The sequence below is a fragment of the Paenibacillus sp. Paensp38 genome (assembly GCF_059491915.1).
In genome coordinates, this window is sequence record NZ_CP168516.1 from 1942404 (window position 1) to 1958939 (window position 16536).

Genomic DNA, 16536 nt, shown 5'->3' on the forward strand with positions numbered 1-16536 from the left:
AGAAGCGAAAAATGAATAAATGATTATTGAGCTGTGAAACATTGTGAAATATATGTTATATAATATAACTTAAATTTAATCGTATCACCATATATTTCTTATCTAAATTGATCATAACATAAAAAAGAGTGTTTAGTGTAGCTTTTTTATAGAAAAAAGAATTATTTCACAAGAAAATCTGATATATATGTAATGTAAATTAACATATACATAACTTTCGGTGACTATTTAAAATCATGACCTGAGAGAACCATGGTATCTATGGTATAATACACGTATATTGTTGAAGCGTTTGACTAAATGAATTTACAAAGGAGCTTTCGTCGGGAGAAGGCTCCTTTTGCATGAGGCCGGGATACCTGTGTTTTCATTAATATCCATGTATATGTATGATTCATGGAGGAGAAACAGAAGGCCGTCAGGAAGGAATGGAGTATGAATGAAGACGTTGATTATTGCTGAGAAACCGGATATGGGACGGACGATTGCCGCTGTTATGGAGCCGCGGGCTAAAAATAACCGTACCTATTTGGAAGGGGAGAAATACATTGTAACCTGGGCGATCGGGCATTTACTGGGTTTGGCTGAGCCGGATGCATACGATGCTAAGTACAAGCGATGGAATATTAAGGATCTTCCTATTATCCCTGAGCAGTTCAAAATTGTACCGAATCCGAAAACAAAAGATCAGCTGAAAATGATTGGTGAACTGGCCAAACGCTGCGATGCCATCGTAAATGCTTGTGATGCTGGACGGGAAGGGCAATATATTTTTGCGTTGATCCAACAGCAATTAAAGTTGCGTCAGCCAGTTAAGCGACTGTGGATTTCAGACTTGACAGCGGAAAGTATTGCGACAGGCTTTGAACGATTGCGAGATGCTTCGGAGTTTGAATTTCTGACTCAAGCTGCGCGGGCACGAAGTGAAGCGGACTGGCTGATCGGCATGAACGCTTCCAGAGCGTTCACAACACGACATAACACACTGCTGTCGGTAGGACGGGTGCAGACTCCCGTGCTGGCACTGATTCATGACCGGGAAAAAGAAATTGAGGCATTTCAGTCTCAAACCTTCTATGACGTGTGGGCAGAATTTAAGCAAGATCAGATCAAGTACAAAGGTGCGTGGCAGGGGGATAGGCTGACGAAGCCAGAGGAAGCTGAGGAAATCGCTGCGGCTGTTCGCGGAAAAATAGGTAAAATCACCAAATATGACACCAAGCAGACAAAAGAGTATCCTTTTAAATTGTACGATTTAACGCTGCTTCAACGCGAGGCGAATGCCAAGTACGGTTATTCGGCCAAAAAAACACTGGATGTGGCACAAGCGCTTTATGAGCGCCACAAGGTCATTTCCTATCCGCGTACCAATTCTAACTATGTGACAGAGCAAAATATAGACGGCATGCACAAGGCACTACGGATGCTGGGCACAGGTCCTTATGCTGATCTGGTCCAACAAGCGAACCCCAATTTGGTTCATAAACAGAATAAATCGGTCTGCAATCCATCTCGTGTTGAGGATCACCATGCTATTTTGCCGACATTAAAAAGGCCAGGAACACTAAGCAAAGAAGAGCAAAATGTATATGACCTGGTTATTCGCAGGTTTTTGTCGCATTTTTTTCCGCCTGCTGAATACAAAATGCATACCGTAATGACACAGGTGGACAAGCATCTGTTTAAAACAAATATTAAAGAGCTTCTTTCCTTGGGGTGGAAAGTAGTTTTAAGTAAGGTTGATCAGGATAAAGGTAAAAAGAGCAAATCACCGAAAAAAGAAGATGAAGAGGAAACGGACGAGTGGACGGACAAGAAGTTTGAGATTGATGCGGGGCGTCCCGTGGATTGTGTTCGCGCCGAGATGAAAGAAAAGGCAACTCAGCCCCCTAAAAGCTACACGGAGGGTACATTGCTTAAGGCGATGGAAAGCGCGGGTAAACAGATGGAGAATGAGGAATTGCGTGAGGTCATGAAGGATGCCGGTTTAGGCACACCTGCGACGCGGGCCGCCACAATTGAACGATTGAAAAAGGTTGGCTATATTGAAATGAAGGGTAAAAAGATTCTTATTACGGAAAAAGGAAAGATGGCTATTGACCTGATCCGTCATGCTGGGGTTGATCTATTAGCCTCCCCGGAGATGACAGGTCAATGGGAACGTCGCCTACATCAAATTTCCAAGGGTGAGGCGGCTCAAGAGAAGTTTATGGAGAACGTTAAAAGATTTACGTTGTCCATCATTGATAAGGTGAGGCAGCAGCCGCCGGCTCCGGCAAATGCCTTTGGTGAGGAAGCAAGGGGGAAGCGTGCGGTTGGAAAAGAAGGCGCAAGTAGTGCGCGTGCGAGCGGACGCACCGCCGCCAAAGGGGTGGGGCGTGCTACATCAGGACGCGGTGGCAGCGCTGGAAGCGCAACGCTAGAGCAAGCAGCACCACCAGCACGCAGCTCTTCCGACGGATCCTCAGGCATTTCAGGAAGCCAAAGGCAAGCTTTAGGTAGCTGTCCACGCTCTAATTGCGGCGGAAGCATTATTGAAGGGCGTAAAGGGTATGGGTGCAGCCACTACAAGCAGGGTTGTGGCTTTGTCGTCTGGAAGGAATATGCTGGAAAGCAGATTACCGAAACGATGCTCAAGTCCTTGTTGACGAGGGGACAGACGCAATTGTTGTCTTTTAAGCGTAAAGATGGATCGACCGTCAAAGCGCGAATTGTTCTGAATGAACCTGGTACAGGACAACTTAGCGTTCGAGAGGAATCCTGAGACAGGGTTTAGACCAATACAAAAAAGGACCCTATCCGAGGGTCCTTTTTTGTTGGTGCAATTGTATGCTTTCGTGGATAACCCGTGGTACTTCCGTTAGCTTCTGTATCGTATACATCACGGAGTTCACGTTTTTTTGCAGTTCAACCATATTGTAAATCCATTCCTTAGGCTGCTTGAGATATACAGCATGAATACCTGCGGCAAGGGCTGGAGAAACATCAGTGCGCAGAGAATTCCCGATCATCCAGGTGATGCTTCGGTCCAAGCGATTCATCTGGATGATTTCTTCTAGGGCTTCGACATTTTTATGCTGGCGAATGTAGATGCGGTCATCAAAGTAGGTAGCCAGTTTCATTTGTTCAATCTTTCTTTCTTGAATGATCTGCTCACCGCCAGTATACAGATGGAGGGAATGCCCTGCTTTTTGGAGGGAGTTCAGCGTTTCGACCATGCCTGGATATGGTTCGATTTCCTGTTCGTACACACTTCGGCCAAGAGAGCGAAGCTCCTGCTCTTCCCGAGAATCGAGACGGCGTCCGAATTGTTCCGAGAAAAATTGGTACGTATCTATCAAAGATTGTGGGAAATGCTCGCTGGCAAAGCCTACTTGATGAACTCCAGCCACATCAATTTCGATTTGTTTTTCACGAATCGTATTTTTCGTTAGGTTATGATTTGCAAACCATTCCTGAAGCAAATCGAAAAAGTGGTTGAGGATCAGGTCAAAATACTTGTTGCAGTGGACTAAGGTGTCATCAAGATCAAATAAAATGTGCTGCTTCGGATACGACATGATGCATACTCCTTCCAAGCCAAAGCTTTAACGTTGCTTCGGTTATAACTAAAAGTACAATTCAAATTACAATCCAATATAGGATTCCAAAAATACCTGTAAATCAGCCGCGCCATCGGGACGGATGCTGAATCTTTCCTTATGATAACGTCCGATGTGAATTCGGAGCAGACCAGCGACTCGTAAAATCATCATATCAGACATGAGTGTATCTTCCAAACGGCTCAAATCATGGCGCATATCTTCGAGAGACTTAGGACCTTGAGCTACATAACGCAGAATTCGTAGCCGCTGCGGATCATTAACCGCACGAGTGAGCCGTAGCAGAAGCGTAGGCGGTTCTTCCTCGCTCTCCTCGGGGATATCTACTGGATACTGGATCAGCAGTGTGCGGGTATAAAAACAGTATGAATTAATCGGGCGATTATGGACAACTGGAAATAGGACTACTGTATCCAGGTCTTCCATGTGTGGCACGACTAGTCCAGCTGTCGCATATTCAACCAGTGCTCCCGGTTCCATTTTACTCAGCAGCATGCGCTTTTCCGCAGCGTCTTCTTCTGCCAACACACGCAGTTCGCCTTCCAGGGCCCGAAAATAATCACGATCCCACAATTTGAGGAGTGGTGCGTATACCTTACGAATGCGTAAAGATTCTTCAAAGGTTAAAAAAGGGATATGCGGAACGAGCAACTCAAACATATCTTTATCCGGACCGTGGTCCAAATAAGAGATATAATCAGATATTTCATCTGATTCCGGACGAAGTAACGCCCAAGCATAGAGTGCGTCATAATCGCTAAAAGGGCAATCCTGAGCTGTAGCCAGCTCAGTACGAACTTCATGTTGTAGTCGTGCATCTACCTTGTCGATCCATTCATGGCCCAAGTCCATATCTTGAACCCACTTTTTAGTCACATAGGCCATGAAGCTGCCGAGCAATTCATAAATTGGAGAAGTGTCTATTTTAATTTGATAACTCATGGAACCCAATGCCTCCTATTCTGTCTTCTAGCCCAGAGCGGTGAACGTAATTAAGCCCGTCCATAAGCAAAACATGAGCATTTTAATGATTGCTCACTTATTTATTATGGCTTGTTCTGCCAGGGATTGTCCACTATAATATGAAATAGTGCGTTGTGACGTGAATGGGTTCGGATTGAACATACGAGGCTCCTTAACCGAAGGGAGTCAGATACATACCAGACAAGCTCTTTCCGTAAAATCGTCATCTCAGATGGCGATTTTTTTCTTCTATTCTTTAATACGCAAATTACACCTGAATTTGTATGTGATTTGCCGGTTTGGCAGGACGGCATGGAATACATAGTGATAAGAATTATTATTGATTATGGAATCAAATGCAAATCATTTCTTAACATTGATTTTTTAATTATTTTATTTGTTCGATCAGGAGGAGCTAGGATGTCGTCGTCGTTACGGGTTCATTATTTTATTTTAATTGCTGTTATTATTGTTGCTGGATTATGCCAAGGTTTATTATTACCTATTCTGTCTATCTCGTTGGAACAAATGGGAGTTTCATCTTCACTAAATGGAATGAATGCGGCTGCTCTGTATATTGGTTCATTCGCAATGACGTTGGTGGCAGAACGGACATTGGGCTGGTTAGGGTTTAAAAAGCTGATGGCCGGTGGGCTTGTGCTAGTGCTCATTACGCTGCTGCTGTTTCCGCTAATCCCTGATATTCGGATATGGTTCATACTGCGTCTGCTAGTAGGTATTGGCGACAGTGCATTGCACTACTCTGCGCAGCTATGGATATTGCTGGTGACTCCAGCAGAGAAGCGAGGGCGCAACATTTCCTTTTATGGTATGTCTTACGGTCTGGGTTTTGCATTAGGACCATTAGGATTATGGCTACTTGATTATGGAATGCTGGTTCCATTTGCTGCGTTGGCCTTATTGTGCTTGCTTGTTTTGCTGTTGGTGTTAATTAAGCTGCCGGACTCCAGACCAGAGAAGCTGGAGTCCGAGGCGCGTCCCACTCAAAGATTTCGTCGCAGCTACAGCTGGGCATGGTACGCTCTTTTGCCTGCATTTCTATATGGCTATATGGAAGCGAGCCTGAACAGTAACTTTCCAGTCTATGGCCTGCGTATTGGCTTTCATACCGATGAAATCGCCGCCTTGCTGCCGTTCGTCAGTTTGGGAGGGTTAGTTCTGCAGCTGCCGCTAGGGATATTGAGTGACCGTTGGGGACGTAAAAAGGTGCTAATGAGCGTAGGCATAGCAGGGGGAATGACCTTTATGTTGCTACCATGGAGCGGCAATCATTTTATGTTCACTTTGATATTGCTGACTCTAGCAGGTGGTTTAGTAGGCTCCTTTTTCTCCCTCGGTTTGGCCTACGCCGCTGATCTGTTGCCCAAATCTTTTTTAGCAGCCGCGAATGTACTGGCATCCTTTCATTTTAATCTGGGAAGTGTGATCGGACCTAATATTAGCGGAGGGTTGCTGGACTTTGGAACTCAAGGCAGCATGTTTCTTGTCCTTGGTGGTAGTTACATTGTTTTCGGATTGTTAGGTTTGTTTTCCAGAAAAAGAGTAACGGCGGTTTAAAACTGCGGTTTGCATGGTATTTGTTTCACATTTACTATAAAATATAAACAGTATTGATGGTGCGCAAAGGGGAATCACTTAGATGATTAAAATTCGGAAGCTGACCAAACAAGTGGGACCTGAACGGACCCAGCTACTTCGAGGAATTGATGCTGAAATTCATCAAGGCGAATTCATAGCCATAGTGGGGCCAAGTGGAAGCGGCAAAACGACGCTGCTTCGCTGTCTTGCTTTACAAGAGCCATGGGATGAAGGCAGTTTAATTGTAGGTGGCAATGATGTGCTGAAATCCGGTTGGACTGGCAAGATGAAAATAAAGCGGGAATGGGCATACCTGGAGCAAAACCCGCATCTAAATATGAATCGAACCGCTCTTAAAAATGTGCTCATTGGCAGATCCGGTCAAACTCCAATGTGGAGAATGGTGACCGGTATGGTGCGTTCCGACGATTATATGGGAGCGATGGACGTACTGGAGGATCTGGGTCTGCTGGATAAGGCGCATGATAAATGCGACAAGCTCAGCGGTGGCGAGCGGCAGCGGGTAGCGACTGCGCGTGCTCTCGTGCACGGAGCTAAAGTTATTTTAGCTGATGAGCCTGTAAATGGACTTGATCCAGCTTCGGCAGCGCATGTATTGGAGACTTTTCGCAAGCTGTGTTCTGACGAGCGGGTGACGATCATGACTGTACTGCCGTTGGAAATGGCTGAACGCTTTGCTTCCCGTATATGGGGGTTGAATGATGGTGAATTGGTGTTTGATATTCAGGGGAGACGATTGACACAAGCGGAAAAGAACAAATTGTGAAGGGGACGGCAAGAGAAGTGAAAATAATGCTGTTGAGAATGGTGACTGGCTGCTGTTCCTTGCTGCTCCTTGCTGGATTTTTAAGCGGCTGTAATGTTATTAGCGATCCCATTTCGCTGATGGAGACACCGACGATGTCTGACGAGAAGCAGGAACTGAATGGTGCAGTGAATACGCAACTAGGGGCGGTACAGCCTTTAAGGCCGAATGATCCAGATGACCCGACGCCAATTCGAACGGGTGATTTGAACAATGATGGCACAGACGAAGCAGTGCTCTTTTATGAAACGCCTGATGAGAGCGTAAAAATACATGGTGCCTTGTTTGAAGATCAGGGGGGAACGTGGGTAAAGAAGCTGACGTTTGATGGGGAAGGCACTGTGCTGGAGTCATTTAAGCTCGTGGATTTAACGAATGATGGAACACTCGATATTGTAGCGGGTTTTTCCAGCGGAGATAGTGGCGATGGCGGGGACCAGAAGGGACTCATCGTGTATTCCTATACCGGAGGAACTCTGGAGAAAATATATGCTACAGGTTATACGGACTTCGTCGTAGATGATTTTAAGCATAACAAGATGGACTTAAACGGGGATAAATTGAATGATTTGACGATTATCACGCTGCGACGTAATGAATTCTTTACAGTTAAAACATTCCAATTCAGTGGGGGGACCTTTAAGGAAATCGGATCGTTGGATTTGGACAGTCAGGTCTTAGATGTCTATAATGTCGTTGCTGGCAAGGTAGCCGAGGGTAGGCAGGGGATTATTATAGACACCAAAATTGCTCAGACCACTACCGTTTCCAATGTTATTGTGATGGATCACGGCAAGCTTAGGAAGCTTAATCTTATGGATGTCACCTTCAAGGATGCGACCATCGCCAGTGGTGATGTGGATGGTGACGGTATTCTGGAATTTGGTAATTTGGAGAAGCCTAAAGGTTGGAGTAACAAGCCGCTGGATGAGGTTCCATATTTTGTGTCGTTCTATCAGTGGGACGGGGCGAAAGGAACGATTTTTAAGCAGCAGCAGTATCGTGATTCTAATGAACAGGTCTACTTCAGATTACCGAAAGAGCTGCATGGCAAGGTGACGATTGATCCGAAAGTTTCGAAGAAGGACAGCTATTTGCGCTTTATTTTGGATGATACAGACAAAACGATAGCGGAAATTAAATTTTTCTCGTTGTCACAATGGGAGCGAAACAACGAAGGGTATAGCCAACTGTGGCGAACGAATGCGCAGGTCATTGGCATTAAGCGATCCAGTGAGCTGGAACCGCGTAAAACCATTAAAAACAAGCTGGGGGAAAGGCAGGTAGAGTAGAGTGAGTAAAGTTTTAATCATGGAAGACGAGGAATCCATTCGCAGCTTTATCGTCATTAATTTGAAACGTAACGGTTTTGAGGTGCTGGAGGCGTCGGAAGGGCATGAGGCTCTGAATATTTTGAACACGGTGCGGGATATTGATATTGCACTGCTTGACGTAATGGTACCCGGTATGGATGGTTTTGAAGTCTGTCGGAGAATCCGGGAGACGAATGAGCGCATCGGCATTATCTTTCTCACAGCGAAGGTACAGGAGCAGGATAAGGTATATGCCTTGTCTGTAGGGGCCGATGATCATGTGAGCAAGCCTTTTAGCCCGACGGAGCTGATTGCACGTATTCAATCGTTATTGCGTCGGGTGAATGTTCATCGTGAAACAGCAGCCAAAGTGTCCTTCCAGTCTGGACCGTTCACCCTGGATTTGATTGCTAAGCAATTTAAGAAGAACGGGCAGCTGATTGAGCTGACACCGACTGAGTTTTCTCTGATTCAATTTTTTCTGGAAAAAGAGAACACGCCGCTCAGCCGAGATGTTCTACTTGATCACGTATGGGGCAAAGAGTATATGGGCGATCCGAAAATTGTAGATGTGAATATCCGACGTCTTCGGCAGAAAATTGAAAACAATCCATCCGAGCCGGCTTTTTTACAAACAGTTTGGGGACATGGATATAAATGGAAAGGTCAGTCTCAATGATCAAAAAGGGAATTCGCCGACAGATTGTGCTTCACTATTTTTTCGTAGTGTTCTTAGCGCTTCTGTTAGTAGAAGTCATTTTTATGTTTGCACTCCGGTCGTACTATTACGATTCCATTTACAAACATATCGAAAGCCGTATCGAATCGGTAAGTGAATTTGCACCCAAATTTAAAGAGCCGGAACAGTCTTTGCAATCGTATTTGTTAAATACATTTTCTCTGCCCTTTACTGAACTGCAGTTGCTCGATGAACAGGGAAATGTAATTGATAACTCAACGAATTTTGCAGCAGATCTAAGTGTGCAAACAAGTGATGTGACACAAGCATTAGCTGGGGATACGGGCAAATGGATCGGAAAGCAACCGAGCACGGGGCAGCAGGTGATGGCGGTATCTCAAAAACTGGACAATATCGTCGGAGACCAGGTGTACGTTATTCGGTATACAACCTCGCTGGAATTGGTAAATGATAAGCTGTTTACGATTACGCTGTTTTCTCTTGGCATCATGGCAGCTGTACTGGTTATTGTATTTGTGGTCAGTACAGGGCTCGCGAATTCCATTGTTAGACCGATTAATAATATCCGCGATGTATCTGCTCAGATGGCTCAGGGGAGGTTTGATACACGCATTGAAGGCGATTATCGGTATGAGTTGGGTGAACTGGCTTCGACTCTGAACTATATGGCACAGGAAATTGTCAGAACAAATCAAATCAAGGATGATTTTATTTCATCTATATCTCATGAATTGCGTACTCCGCTTACATCTATTAAGGGTTGGAGTGAAACGTTAAATTCTGGCGGCTATGACCCCGAAGAGACGAAAATCGGGATGAAGATTATCTCTAAAGAGACGGATCGGCTGATTGGCTTGGTGGAGGAAATTCTCGATTTTTCCAAGCTGGAGCAAAATGCCATGAAGCTTGTAATGGGAACGGTAGATCTTCGGGAGCTTTTGCAGGAAATTATGCTGAACGTATGGGCCAAAGCAGAAATGAAGCAAATAAAACTTCAGCTTGATTCGGAAGAAGCGGCATATTTCGTCCATGGAGACGGTAACCGTCTAAAACAGGTATTTTTGAACATTGTGGATAATGCTATCAAGTTTTCGCATGAAAGCTCAATTATTTTTCTGTCGCTTCAACGGGTTGATGGCAATATCGAGATATCCGTACAAGATACAGGAATTGGAATTAGTGCTGAAAATCTTGCCAGAGTAAGAGACCGCTTTTTCCAGGTAGACCACCAAAACGGTGGTACTGGACTGGGATTGGCAATCTCACAACAGTTTGTCGAGCGCCATCATGGTCAGATGCTCATCAGAAGTGAACTGGGGGCTGGCACCACTATTACGGTTTCATTACCTGCTCTGCAAGCAGAGCAATCCGTGGAACCACCACAACTCACTGAAGAATAGATTTAAAGCCTACTTATAGGTGCAATTAGAAAAACAGCCAGTCCTCTTAAATCGGGAGGGCTGGCTGTTTTTGATTTGGGGTAACGTTATGAAGTAAAACCTTCGGCACGCAAGCGTGTATTGCGCTCGTAAGCTTCTTTCAGCATACGTGTAGTTTGCGGCCGTACCGCCATTTTACCAAATACCACTTCATTGGGTCCGATGACCATAATTTCGCCCGGACTGCCTTTAATGACAGCACCATCGCGAATCACAGCACCTTCACCGATAATCGCATGTTCAATATGGACGTTACGTCCAATGCGTGTGTCCGGCATAACGATACTTTCTTTGATGGCTGATCCTTTACCTACCTCGACACCACTAAATACAACGGAGCGTTCAATTCGGCCCTCTACTTGACAGGAATCATGCAACAAGCTGCCCAATGGCTGCGTTTGACGGTTAGGTACCTTTTGTGCGCTCAACCTTGTGCGGCGTTCACGTGTATACATCGGCCAATCCTTACGTTGAAGGTCGATCGCACAATTCTCGTGTAACAAATCCATGTGTGAATCCCACAGGCTTTTAACGGTACCTACGTCCTTCCAATAGCCCTGGAATTCATAAACGTACAAGGATTCTTGATCCGCTAACATTTTAGGTATGATATCTTTACCAAAATCATGACTGGATTGAGCATCCTGTGCGTCTTCTAACAGGTAGTTTCTCAAGTAATCCCATTTGAAAAGATAAATACCCATAGAGGCCAAATTACTTTCCGGTTTCTCAGGTTTCTCTGCAAATTCTGTGACACGTAGATCTTCATCCGCACTCATAACACCAAAACGGTGTGCTTCATCCCAAGGTACCTCCATGACAGAAATGGTAGCCGCAGCTCCTTTTTCCTTATGGTGGTTCAGCATTTCGCGATAATTCATATAGTAGATATGATCACCGGATAAAATAAGCACATGCTCCGGATTTTGGCTGTCAATATATTCAATATTCTTATGAATAGCATCTGCCGTTCCTAAGTATTCAGCGTTACCTGTGTTGTAAGATGGAAGCAGGGTAATTCCTTTGTCATCTGTTTTTGTAAGACCCCATGGTGTTCCATCCCCGATATGTTCGTGCAAGGATTCTGCCTCATATTGCGTCAGTACACCTACAGTATCAATGTCTGAATTTACGCAGTTACTGAGAGGAAAATCGATGATTCGGTAATGACCGCCAAAAGGTACGGCGGGTTTTGCAATCGTTGAAGTAAGGGGAGCAAGACGGCGTCCCTCTCCGCCTGCCAGCAGCATGGCAATGCATTCTTTATTAAACATTTCGTTTCCCTCCCGGTTTAGTTGTCAGTGTAGTACATACATAAACGGTATGGGGTACTCTTGAAACCATTAGGTATATAAGATTCCCCAAAAACTAAGGTTTATTTTTTTCCTAGTCATTTTTCTGTTCATTGTGGCTAGAATGGGGTAATAACTCAAGTCAGCTTTGAGCCAAAAGCGAATGCATTACCGATTCATACATTTTTACTTACAAACATATAAGGGTGGTGACGTGATGACAGACCAAACTCTTCCGCAACAGGCTATTTCATCGGAAGATATTTATTTGTTTCATGAAGGAACGCTTTATCACAGCTACCGATCTTTGGGTTCCCACCTTACTGTGGAGAACGGAGAACAGGGCGTCCGTTTTACGGTCTGGGCTCCTCATGCTCTCCATGTCGGGCTTGCTACAGATCGCAACAACTGGAATGGGGAACAGGATTCCTTATATAGGGTTCCCAAATCCGGTTTTTGGAGTCGTTTTTTTCCGGGGATATCCCAAGGAACTTTTTACAAATACGACATTACGGGTGCAAACGGTGAACGATTTCTGAAAGCAGACCCTTACGCGGTACGTGCTGAAGTGAGACCGGCAACGGCTTCTGTGGTAGCTTCTATAGATGGTTATACTTGGAACGATGCGATTTGGCGCCGAAAACGTAGAGCACCGTATGGAAAGCCTCTACACATATATGAGCTTCATCTGGGCACTTGGAAGCAAAAAGAAGATGGTACGTTTTATACATACAGGGAAATAGCTGAGCTTCTTGTGCCTTATGTGACTGATATGGGGTATACACATATTGAACTGATGCCGCTGAGTGAACATCCGTATGATCTTTCCTGGGGCTACCAACTTACTGGATATTTTGCACTCACAAGCCGTTATGGAGAACCGCATGATTTTATGTATTTGGTGGATCGTTGCCATCAGGCGGGAATTGGAGTGCTGATGGATTGGGTCCCAGCCCATTTTGCAAAAGATGCTCATGGATTAAGGCTGTTTGACGGATCGCCCCTGTTCGAATATGCGGATCCGCTGATTGCGGAAAAGCCCGGCTGGGGAACGCTGACGTTTGATTACAGCAAACCGGAGGTGCGTTCTTTCCTGATATCTAATGCGTTATTTTGGATGGATATGTACCATATTGACGGCCTGCGCGTAGATGCTGTGACGAGTATGCTACGGCTGGATTTTGAAAAGCAGGACGGTCAATATCGTTTTAACTCTAAGGGAGGTATTGAAAATGAGGAGGCTATTGCCTTCCTTCAACAACTGAATGAAACAGTATTCCGCTATTATCCGTATGCTCTGATGATGGCAGAGGAGTCCAGTGCCTGGCCTATGGTAACTTCCCCGGTAAGCGATGGAGGACTCGGTTTTAATTACAAATGGAATATGGGCTGGATGAACGATACGCTTGATTATATCGAAACGAATTTCGATCAGAGACCGGAGCGCCATAATTTGCTGACATTCCCCATAGCTTATGCGTACAGCGAAAATTTTACACTGCCATTGTCGCACGATGAGGTTGTTCATGGTAAGAAGTCGCTGCTTGATAAAATGCCAGGTAACTATGAGCAAAAATTTGCCGGGCTTCGAGCGCTTCTCGGTTACCAACTCACCTCGCCGGGCAAAAAGCTATTATTTATGGGAGGGGAATTCGGCCAATTCATCGAATGGAAGGATGAGGAGCAGCTTGACTGGTTTCTGCTGGATTATGACAGTCACCGTTCGCTGCACGCTTTTACGAAAGCGCTGAATCATTTGTATATTCAGGAAAAGGCACTATGGGAACTGGATCATTCGTGGGATGGATATCAGTGGATTGAGGCGGAGGACCGTGGGCAGAGCGTAATTACGTATTTACGTAAAAGTAAAAAGCCAGGAGATACATTGGTCGTGCTTATTAACTTTCAGCCCGTACCGAGAGAGAACTACCGAATTGGGCTGGAAAAGGCCGGGAGTTATATCGAACTGCTGAACAGTGATCATAAGGACTTTGGGGGAAGTGGCCAGCTAAATACCGGAATGATACGGACCGCCCGTATTCCTTGCCATGGTCAGCTTCACAGCTTGGAGGTGACTATACCACCCCTGAGCATCGTTATACTCAAGAAAGCGCCTCGGAGGCCTAAAAAAGCAGATTAACCACATAAGGAGGAAGCATATATGAACATTTTGTTTGCGGCAGCAGAAGCACATCCATTTATTAAAACAGGCGGGTTGGCTGATGTCATTGGCGCACTGCCGAAGGCACTTCGTCAGGCGGGGTGCGACGTCCGAATCATTTTGCCTAAATATGCGGGGATTCCCGATACTTATAAAAAGTCTCTACGTCCGGTAGCGGTAAAGCAAGTAGCCGTAGGCTGGCGTAATCAATATTGTGGAATAGAGGAACTGACATTAGACGGAATCAAGGTTTATTTTATAGACAATGAGTATTACTTCGGTCGTGACGGTATTTACGGTTATATGGATGATGGCGAACGCTTTTCCTTTTTTAACCGAGCGATTTTAGAAATGCTGCCTGAACTGAACTTTCGGCCGGATATTTTGCATTGTCATGATTGGCATACAGCAATGGTTCCGCTGCTTCTGAATGCCGATTATCGACATTTGCCCTTCTACAGCGATATTCGCACGGTGTTTACCATACATAATCTGCTGTATCAGGGGGATTTTCCGTATGAGGTCTTAACTGAGCTGCTCAACCTGGATGGGAGCTATTTCACCTCCGAGGGTGTGGAGTATCATGGCAGACTGAATTTTATGAAAGGTGGGCTTACGTACTCGGATCATGTCACGACCGTGAGTCCGACCTATGCAGAGGAGATTCAAACGGAATTTTACGGATATGGGCTTGAGGGTCTGCTTCGTAAATTGGGAGATCAGGGTCGCTTAACAGGGATTGTGAACGGAATTGACACCAAAAGCTATAATCCTGCTACGGACAATCGTATTTATACGAAGTACCGAACGAGTCTGACAAAGAAAAAGGAAAACAAAATTGGTCTGCAAAAGGAGCTGGGTCTGCCGGTACGGCCGGACGTACCTATGATTGCCATGGTAACCCGACTTGTAGATATGAAGGGGCTAGATCTGGTAACGAGAGTGCTTGATGAAATCTTGTATTATGATGATATCCAGTTTGTCGTTTTGGGAACAGGGGATCCGGCTTTTGAGCATTGGTTCCGTGAGGCAGCGGGACGCTATCCACTGAAAATGTCGGCGCAGCTTGCTTTTAGCGAACCTCTGTCACGAAAAATATATGCGGCAAGCGATATGTATCTTATGCCATCAAGGTTTGAGCCTTGCGGGATCAGCCAACTGCTAGCGCTTCGTTATGGAAGTATCCCTATTGTGCGAGAAACTGGGGGCCTTAACGATACCGTGCAGGCTTACAATGAGTCTACAGGGGAAGGAAATGGATTTAGCTTCACGAACTACAATGCACATGATATGCTGAACACCATTCGTCGTGCTGTTCATTTTTATCGCCAATCTGAGCATTGGTCGAAGCTTACACAGACGGCTTTCGCAGGAGAATATAGTTGGGATGTTTCAGCCGAAGCGTATATGGATATTTACCATTTGCTCACAAAGACGGACTGAACGGAGTAGGAACACCATATTCATATTAATGAAAAAGGGAATCCCTTTAGCCAGTGTTTGGCTGAGGAATTCCCTTTTTTGCTATGATCAGTCGCCCCCGCCACCACAGCTGCTTCCACATGAAGAGCCGCTGCTACACGAAGAATGGCTACCAGAATCGCCTGAATCATGGTGAGAAGAGCCTCCATGATGAGAACTGTCATGGGAGGAATGATGATGCGAGTGATGCGTATCCCAGTTCGAGCAGCCGCTTGCCGAGCTACAACCAGATGAGCTAGCTAACCCGGCATTGCCTGTAGCATCCGGGTGCATGTGTATGGCAAATTGTTCAGGTTGATACCATGAATACCATACAACAGCTAATAACAGATAGTCGACCTGTAAATAGTTGACCTTAGGCAATTGCTTACCCTCAGGATCATCCACCGCTTTATTCACCCGCTCGCGCAGATGTTGTACAATCTTATGAACCGTTTGTTGGGCTTGCTGTGAAATGGCTATATTCTCCTGAGTATTCCAACGGTTACCTGCTGGCTGCGCCGAAGTTGTGAGTTTGTAATAATGTGAAAGCTCGTCGTTCGGTAATGGATGATTAAAAAAAGTCCCCCACAAACTGGCGCTATAGCGGTTCCAGCCAAAGCATTCCACATACAACCAATCAAACCACGCACGCTCCTCCGGCATCGGCTGAGAGCCGCCAGAATGGGGCGCATGGTGAAGCATACGACCAAAAAAAGCTTCCGAGAATTGCTGATATTCGCGGGTAAACATCAACATTTCGTGCCATAATTCATCCACATCACTACTGAACATAGGCACACGATTCATAATCGCGCATAGCATAAAATATCGTTTTAGCTCATGCCAACGCCAATCATATTCTTGCTCCGTAATCTCTGGGTGGGCTTCCATTACACGATTCCTTACGCTATGAGCATAGGAGACGGGAATGGATTGCTCCAATAGCTGCATCAGCTCCGTAATCTCTGGATGACGCTCCTGCGTAAGGGAAGAAGGAGAAGGGGAGCTGAGGAAAAAAGCATTCCGGCGCCGTGTTTTTCTGTTTCCCCGGTTCCTGCGTATTGCACGGAATATAAACCAAAAAATGATGAGGTCTATCACAATAAACAACGTCCAAAAGCTACTCATACTATCCATGATGGCTGGCTACTCCTTTCTGAAATAACACGGAATTAAG

At 45.4% G+C, this 16536-nt stretch carries 12 protein-coding genes; 8 read left to right on the top strand and 4 right to left on the bottom strand.

Annotated elements, in window-relative coordinates:
* The first annotated feature begins 439 nt into the window (after positions 1-439).
* Complete coding sequence (locus tag ACEN8J_RS08935) at positions 440-2764, top strand: type IA DNA topoisomerase (RefSeq protein ID WP_449292301.1); 2325 nt, start codon at positions 440-442, stop codon at positions 2762-2764.
* A gap of 31 nt (positions 2765-2795) precedes the next feature.
* Here ACEN8J_RS08935 and ACEN8J_RS08940 read toward each other — a convergent pair whose 3' ends face one another.
* Both ACEN8J_RS08940 and ACEN8J_RS08945 read right to left on the bottom strand, forming a co-directional pair.
* Positions 2796-3560, bottom strand: coding sequence for an HAD family hydrolase (locus ACEN8J_RS08940; protein WP_341070901.1), 765 nt, complete (start codon positions 3558-3560; stop codon positions 2796-2798).
* A gap of 66 nt (positions 3561-3626) precedes the next feature.
* A complete protein-coding gene (locus ACEN8J_RS08945; RefSeq protein ID WP_495594418.1) occupies positions 3627-4544 on the bottom strand; it encodes an ArsR family transcriptional regulator in 918 nt (305 codons plus the stop codon).
* Between the two features lie 441 nt (positions 4545-4985).
* Here ACEN8J_RS08945 and ACEN8J_RS08950 point away from each other — a divergent pair, with 441 nt between their 5' ends.
* The 5 genes from ACEN8J_RS08950 (at position 4986) to ACEN8J_RS08970 (ending at position 10403) form a co-directional block, all read left to right on the top strand.
* Positions 4986-6143: an MFS transporter gene (locus ACEN8J_RS08950; RefSeq protein WP_029517451.1), complete on the top strand. Its 1158-nt coding sequence runs from the start codon at positions 4986-4988 to the stop codon at positions 6141-6143.
* A gap of 82 nt (positions 6144-6225) precedes the next feature.
* The gene (locus ACEN8J_RS08955) at positions 6226-6951 is read left to right on the top strand and encodes a phosphonate ABC transporter ATP-binding protein (RefSeq protein WP_029517452.1); all 726 of its coding nucleotides are present in this window, start codon (positions 6226-6228) and stop codon (positions 6949-6951) included.
* A complete protein-coding gene (locus ACEN8J_RS08960; RefSeq protein WP_322252736.1) occupies positions 6948-8282 on the top strand; it encodes a hypothetical protein in 1335 nt (444 codons plus the stop codon). The genes ACEN8J_RS08955 and ACEN8J_RS08960 overlap by 4 nt, the downstream gene beginning before the upstream one ends.
* Before the next feature lies 1 nt (position 8283).
* Positions 8284-8982 carry a response regulator transcription factor gene (locus tag ACEN8J_RS08965; RefSeq protein WP_007432526.1) on the top strand — a complete coding sequence of 233 codons (699 nt, stop codon included), beginning with the start codon at positions 8284-8286 and terminating at the stop codon, positions 8980-8982.
* A complete protein-coding gene (locus ACEN8J_RS08970; RefSeq protein WP_029517454.1) occupies positions 8979-10403 on the top strand; it encodes a sensor histidine kinase in 1425 nt (474 codons plus the stop codon). The genes ACEN8J_RS08965 and ACEN8J_RS08970 overlap by 4 nt, the downstream gene beginning before the upstream one ends.
* Before the next feature lie 86 nt (positions 10404-10489).
* Here ACEN8J_RS08970 and ACEN8J_RS08975 read toward each other — a convergent pair whose 3' ends face one another.
* Entirely contained in the window at positions 10490-11716 is a 1227-nt protein-coding gene (locus ACEN8J_RS08975) for a glucose-1-phosphate adenylyltransferase (RefSeq protein ID WP_029517455.1), read from the bottom strand.
* A 235-nt stretch (positions 11717-11951) separates the two neighbouring features.
* Here ACEN8J_RS08975 and glgB point away from each other — a divergent pair, with 235 nt between their 5' ends.
* Positions 11952-13874 carry a 1,4-alpha-glucan branching protein GlgB gene (gene glgB / locus ACEN8J_RS08980; protein WP_029517456.1) on the top strand — a complete coding sequence of 641 codons (1923 nt, stop codon included), beginning with the start codon at positions 11952-11954 and terminating at the stop codon, positions 13872-13874.
* 21 nt (positions 13875-13895) lie between these two features.
* Complete coding sequence (gene glgA, locus ACEN8J_RS08985; RefSeq protein WP_029517457.1) at positions 13896-15338, top strand: glycogen synthase GlgA; 1443 nt, start codon at positions 13896-13898, stop codon at positions 15336-15338.
* A gap of 87 nt (positions 15339-15425) precedes the next feature.
* Here the strand turns inward: glgA and ACEN8J_RS08990 are convergent, their stop codons facing one another.
* Complete coding sequence (locus ACEN8J_RS08990) at positions 15426-16496, bottom strand: UCP032817 domain-containing protein (RefSeq protein WP_029517458.1); 1071 nt, start codon at positions 16494-16496, stop codon at positions 15426-15428.
* Positions 16497-16536 lie beyond the last annotated feature (40 nt).

What these genes read in the sequence shown, in the direction of transcription:
- ACEN8J_RS08935 (WP_449292301.1), top strand. Translation starts at nt 440, where the DNA reads ATGAAGACGTTGATTATTGCTGAGAAACCGGATATGGGACGGACGATT.
- ACEN8J_RS08940 (WP_341070901.1), bottom strand. Translation starts at nt 3,560, where the DNA reads ATGTCGTATCCGAAGCAGCACATTTTATTTGATCTTGATGACACCTTA.
- ACEN8J_RS08945 (WP_495594418.1), bottom strand. Translation starts at nt 4,544, where the DNA reads ATGAGTTATCAAATTAAAATAGACACTTCTCCAATTTATGAATTGCTC.
- ACEN8J_RS08950 (WP_029517451.1), top strand. Translation starts at nt 4,986, where the DNA reads ATGTCGTCGTCGTTACGGGTTCATTATTTTATTTTAATTGCTGTTATT.
- ACEN8J_RS08955 (WP_029517452.1), top strand. Translation starts at nt 6,226, where the DNA reads ATGATTAAAATTCGGAAGCTGACCAAACAAGTGGGACCTGAACGGACC.
- ACEN8J_RS08970 (WP_029517454.1), top strand. Translation starts at nt 8,979, where the DNA reads ATGATCAAAAAGGGAATTCGCCGACAGATTGTGCTTCACTATTTTTTC.
- ACEN8J_RS08975 (WP_029517455.1), bottom strand. Translation starts at nt 11,716, where the DNA reads ATGTTTAATAAAGAATGCATTGCCATGCTGCTGGCAGGCGGAGAGGGA.
- glgB (WP_029517456.1), top strand. Translation starts at nt 11,952, where the DNA reads ATGACAGACCAAACTCTTCCGCAACAGGCTATTTCATCGGAAGATATT.
- glgA (WP_029517457.1), top strand. Translation starts at nt 13,896, where the DNA reads ATGAACATTTTGTTTGCGGCAGCAGAAGCACATCCATTTATTAAAACA.
- ACEN8J_RS08990 (WP_029517458.1), bottom strand. Translation starts at nt 16,496, where the DNA reads ATGGATAGTATGAGTAGCTTTTGGACGTTGTTTATTGTGATAGACCTC.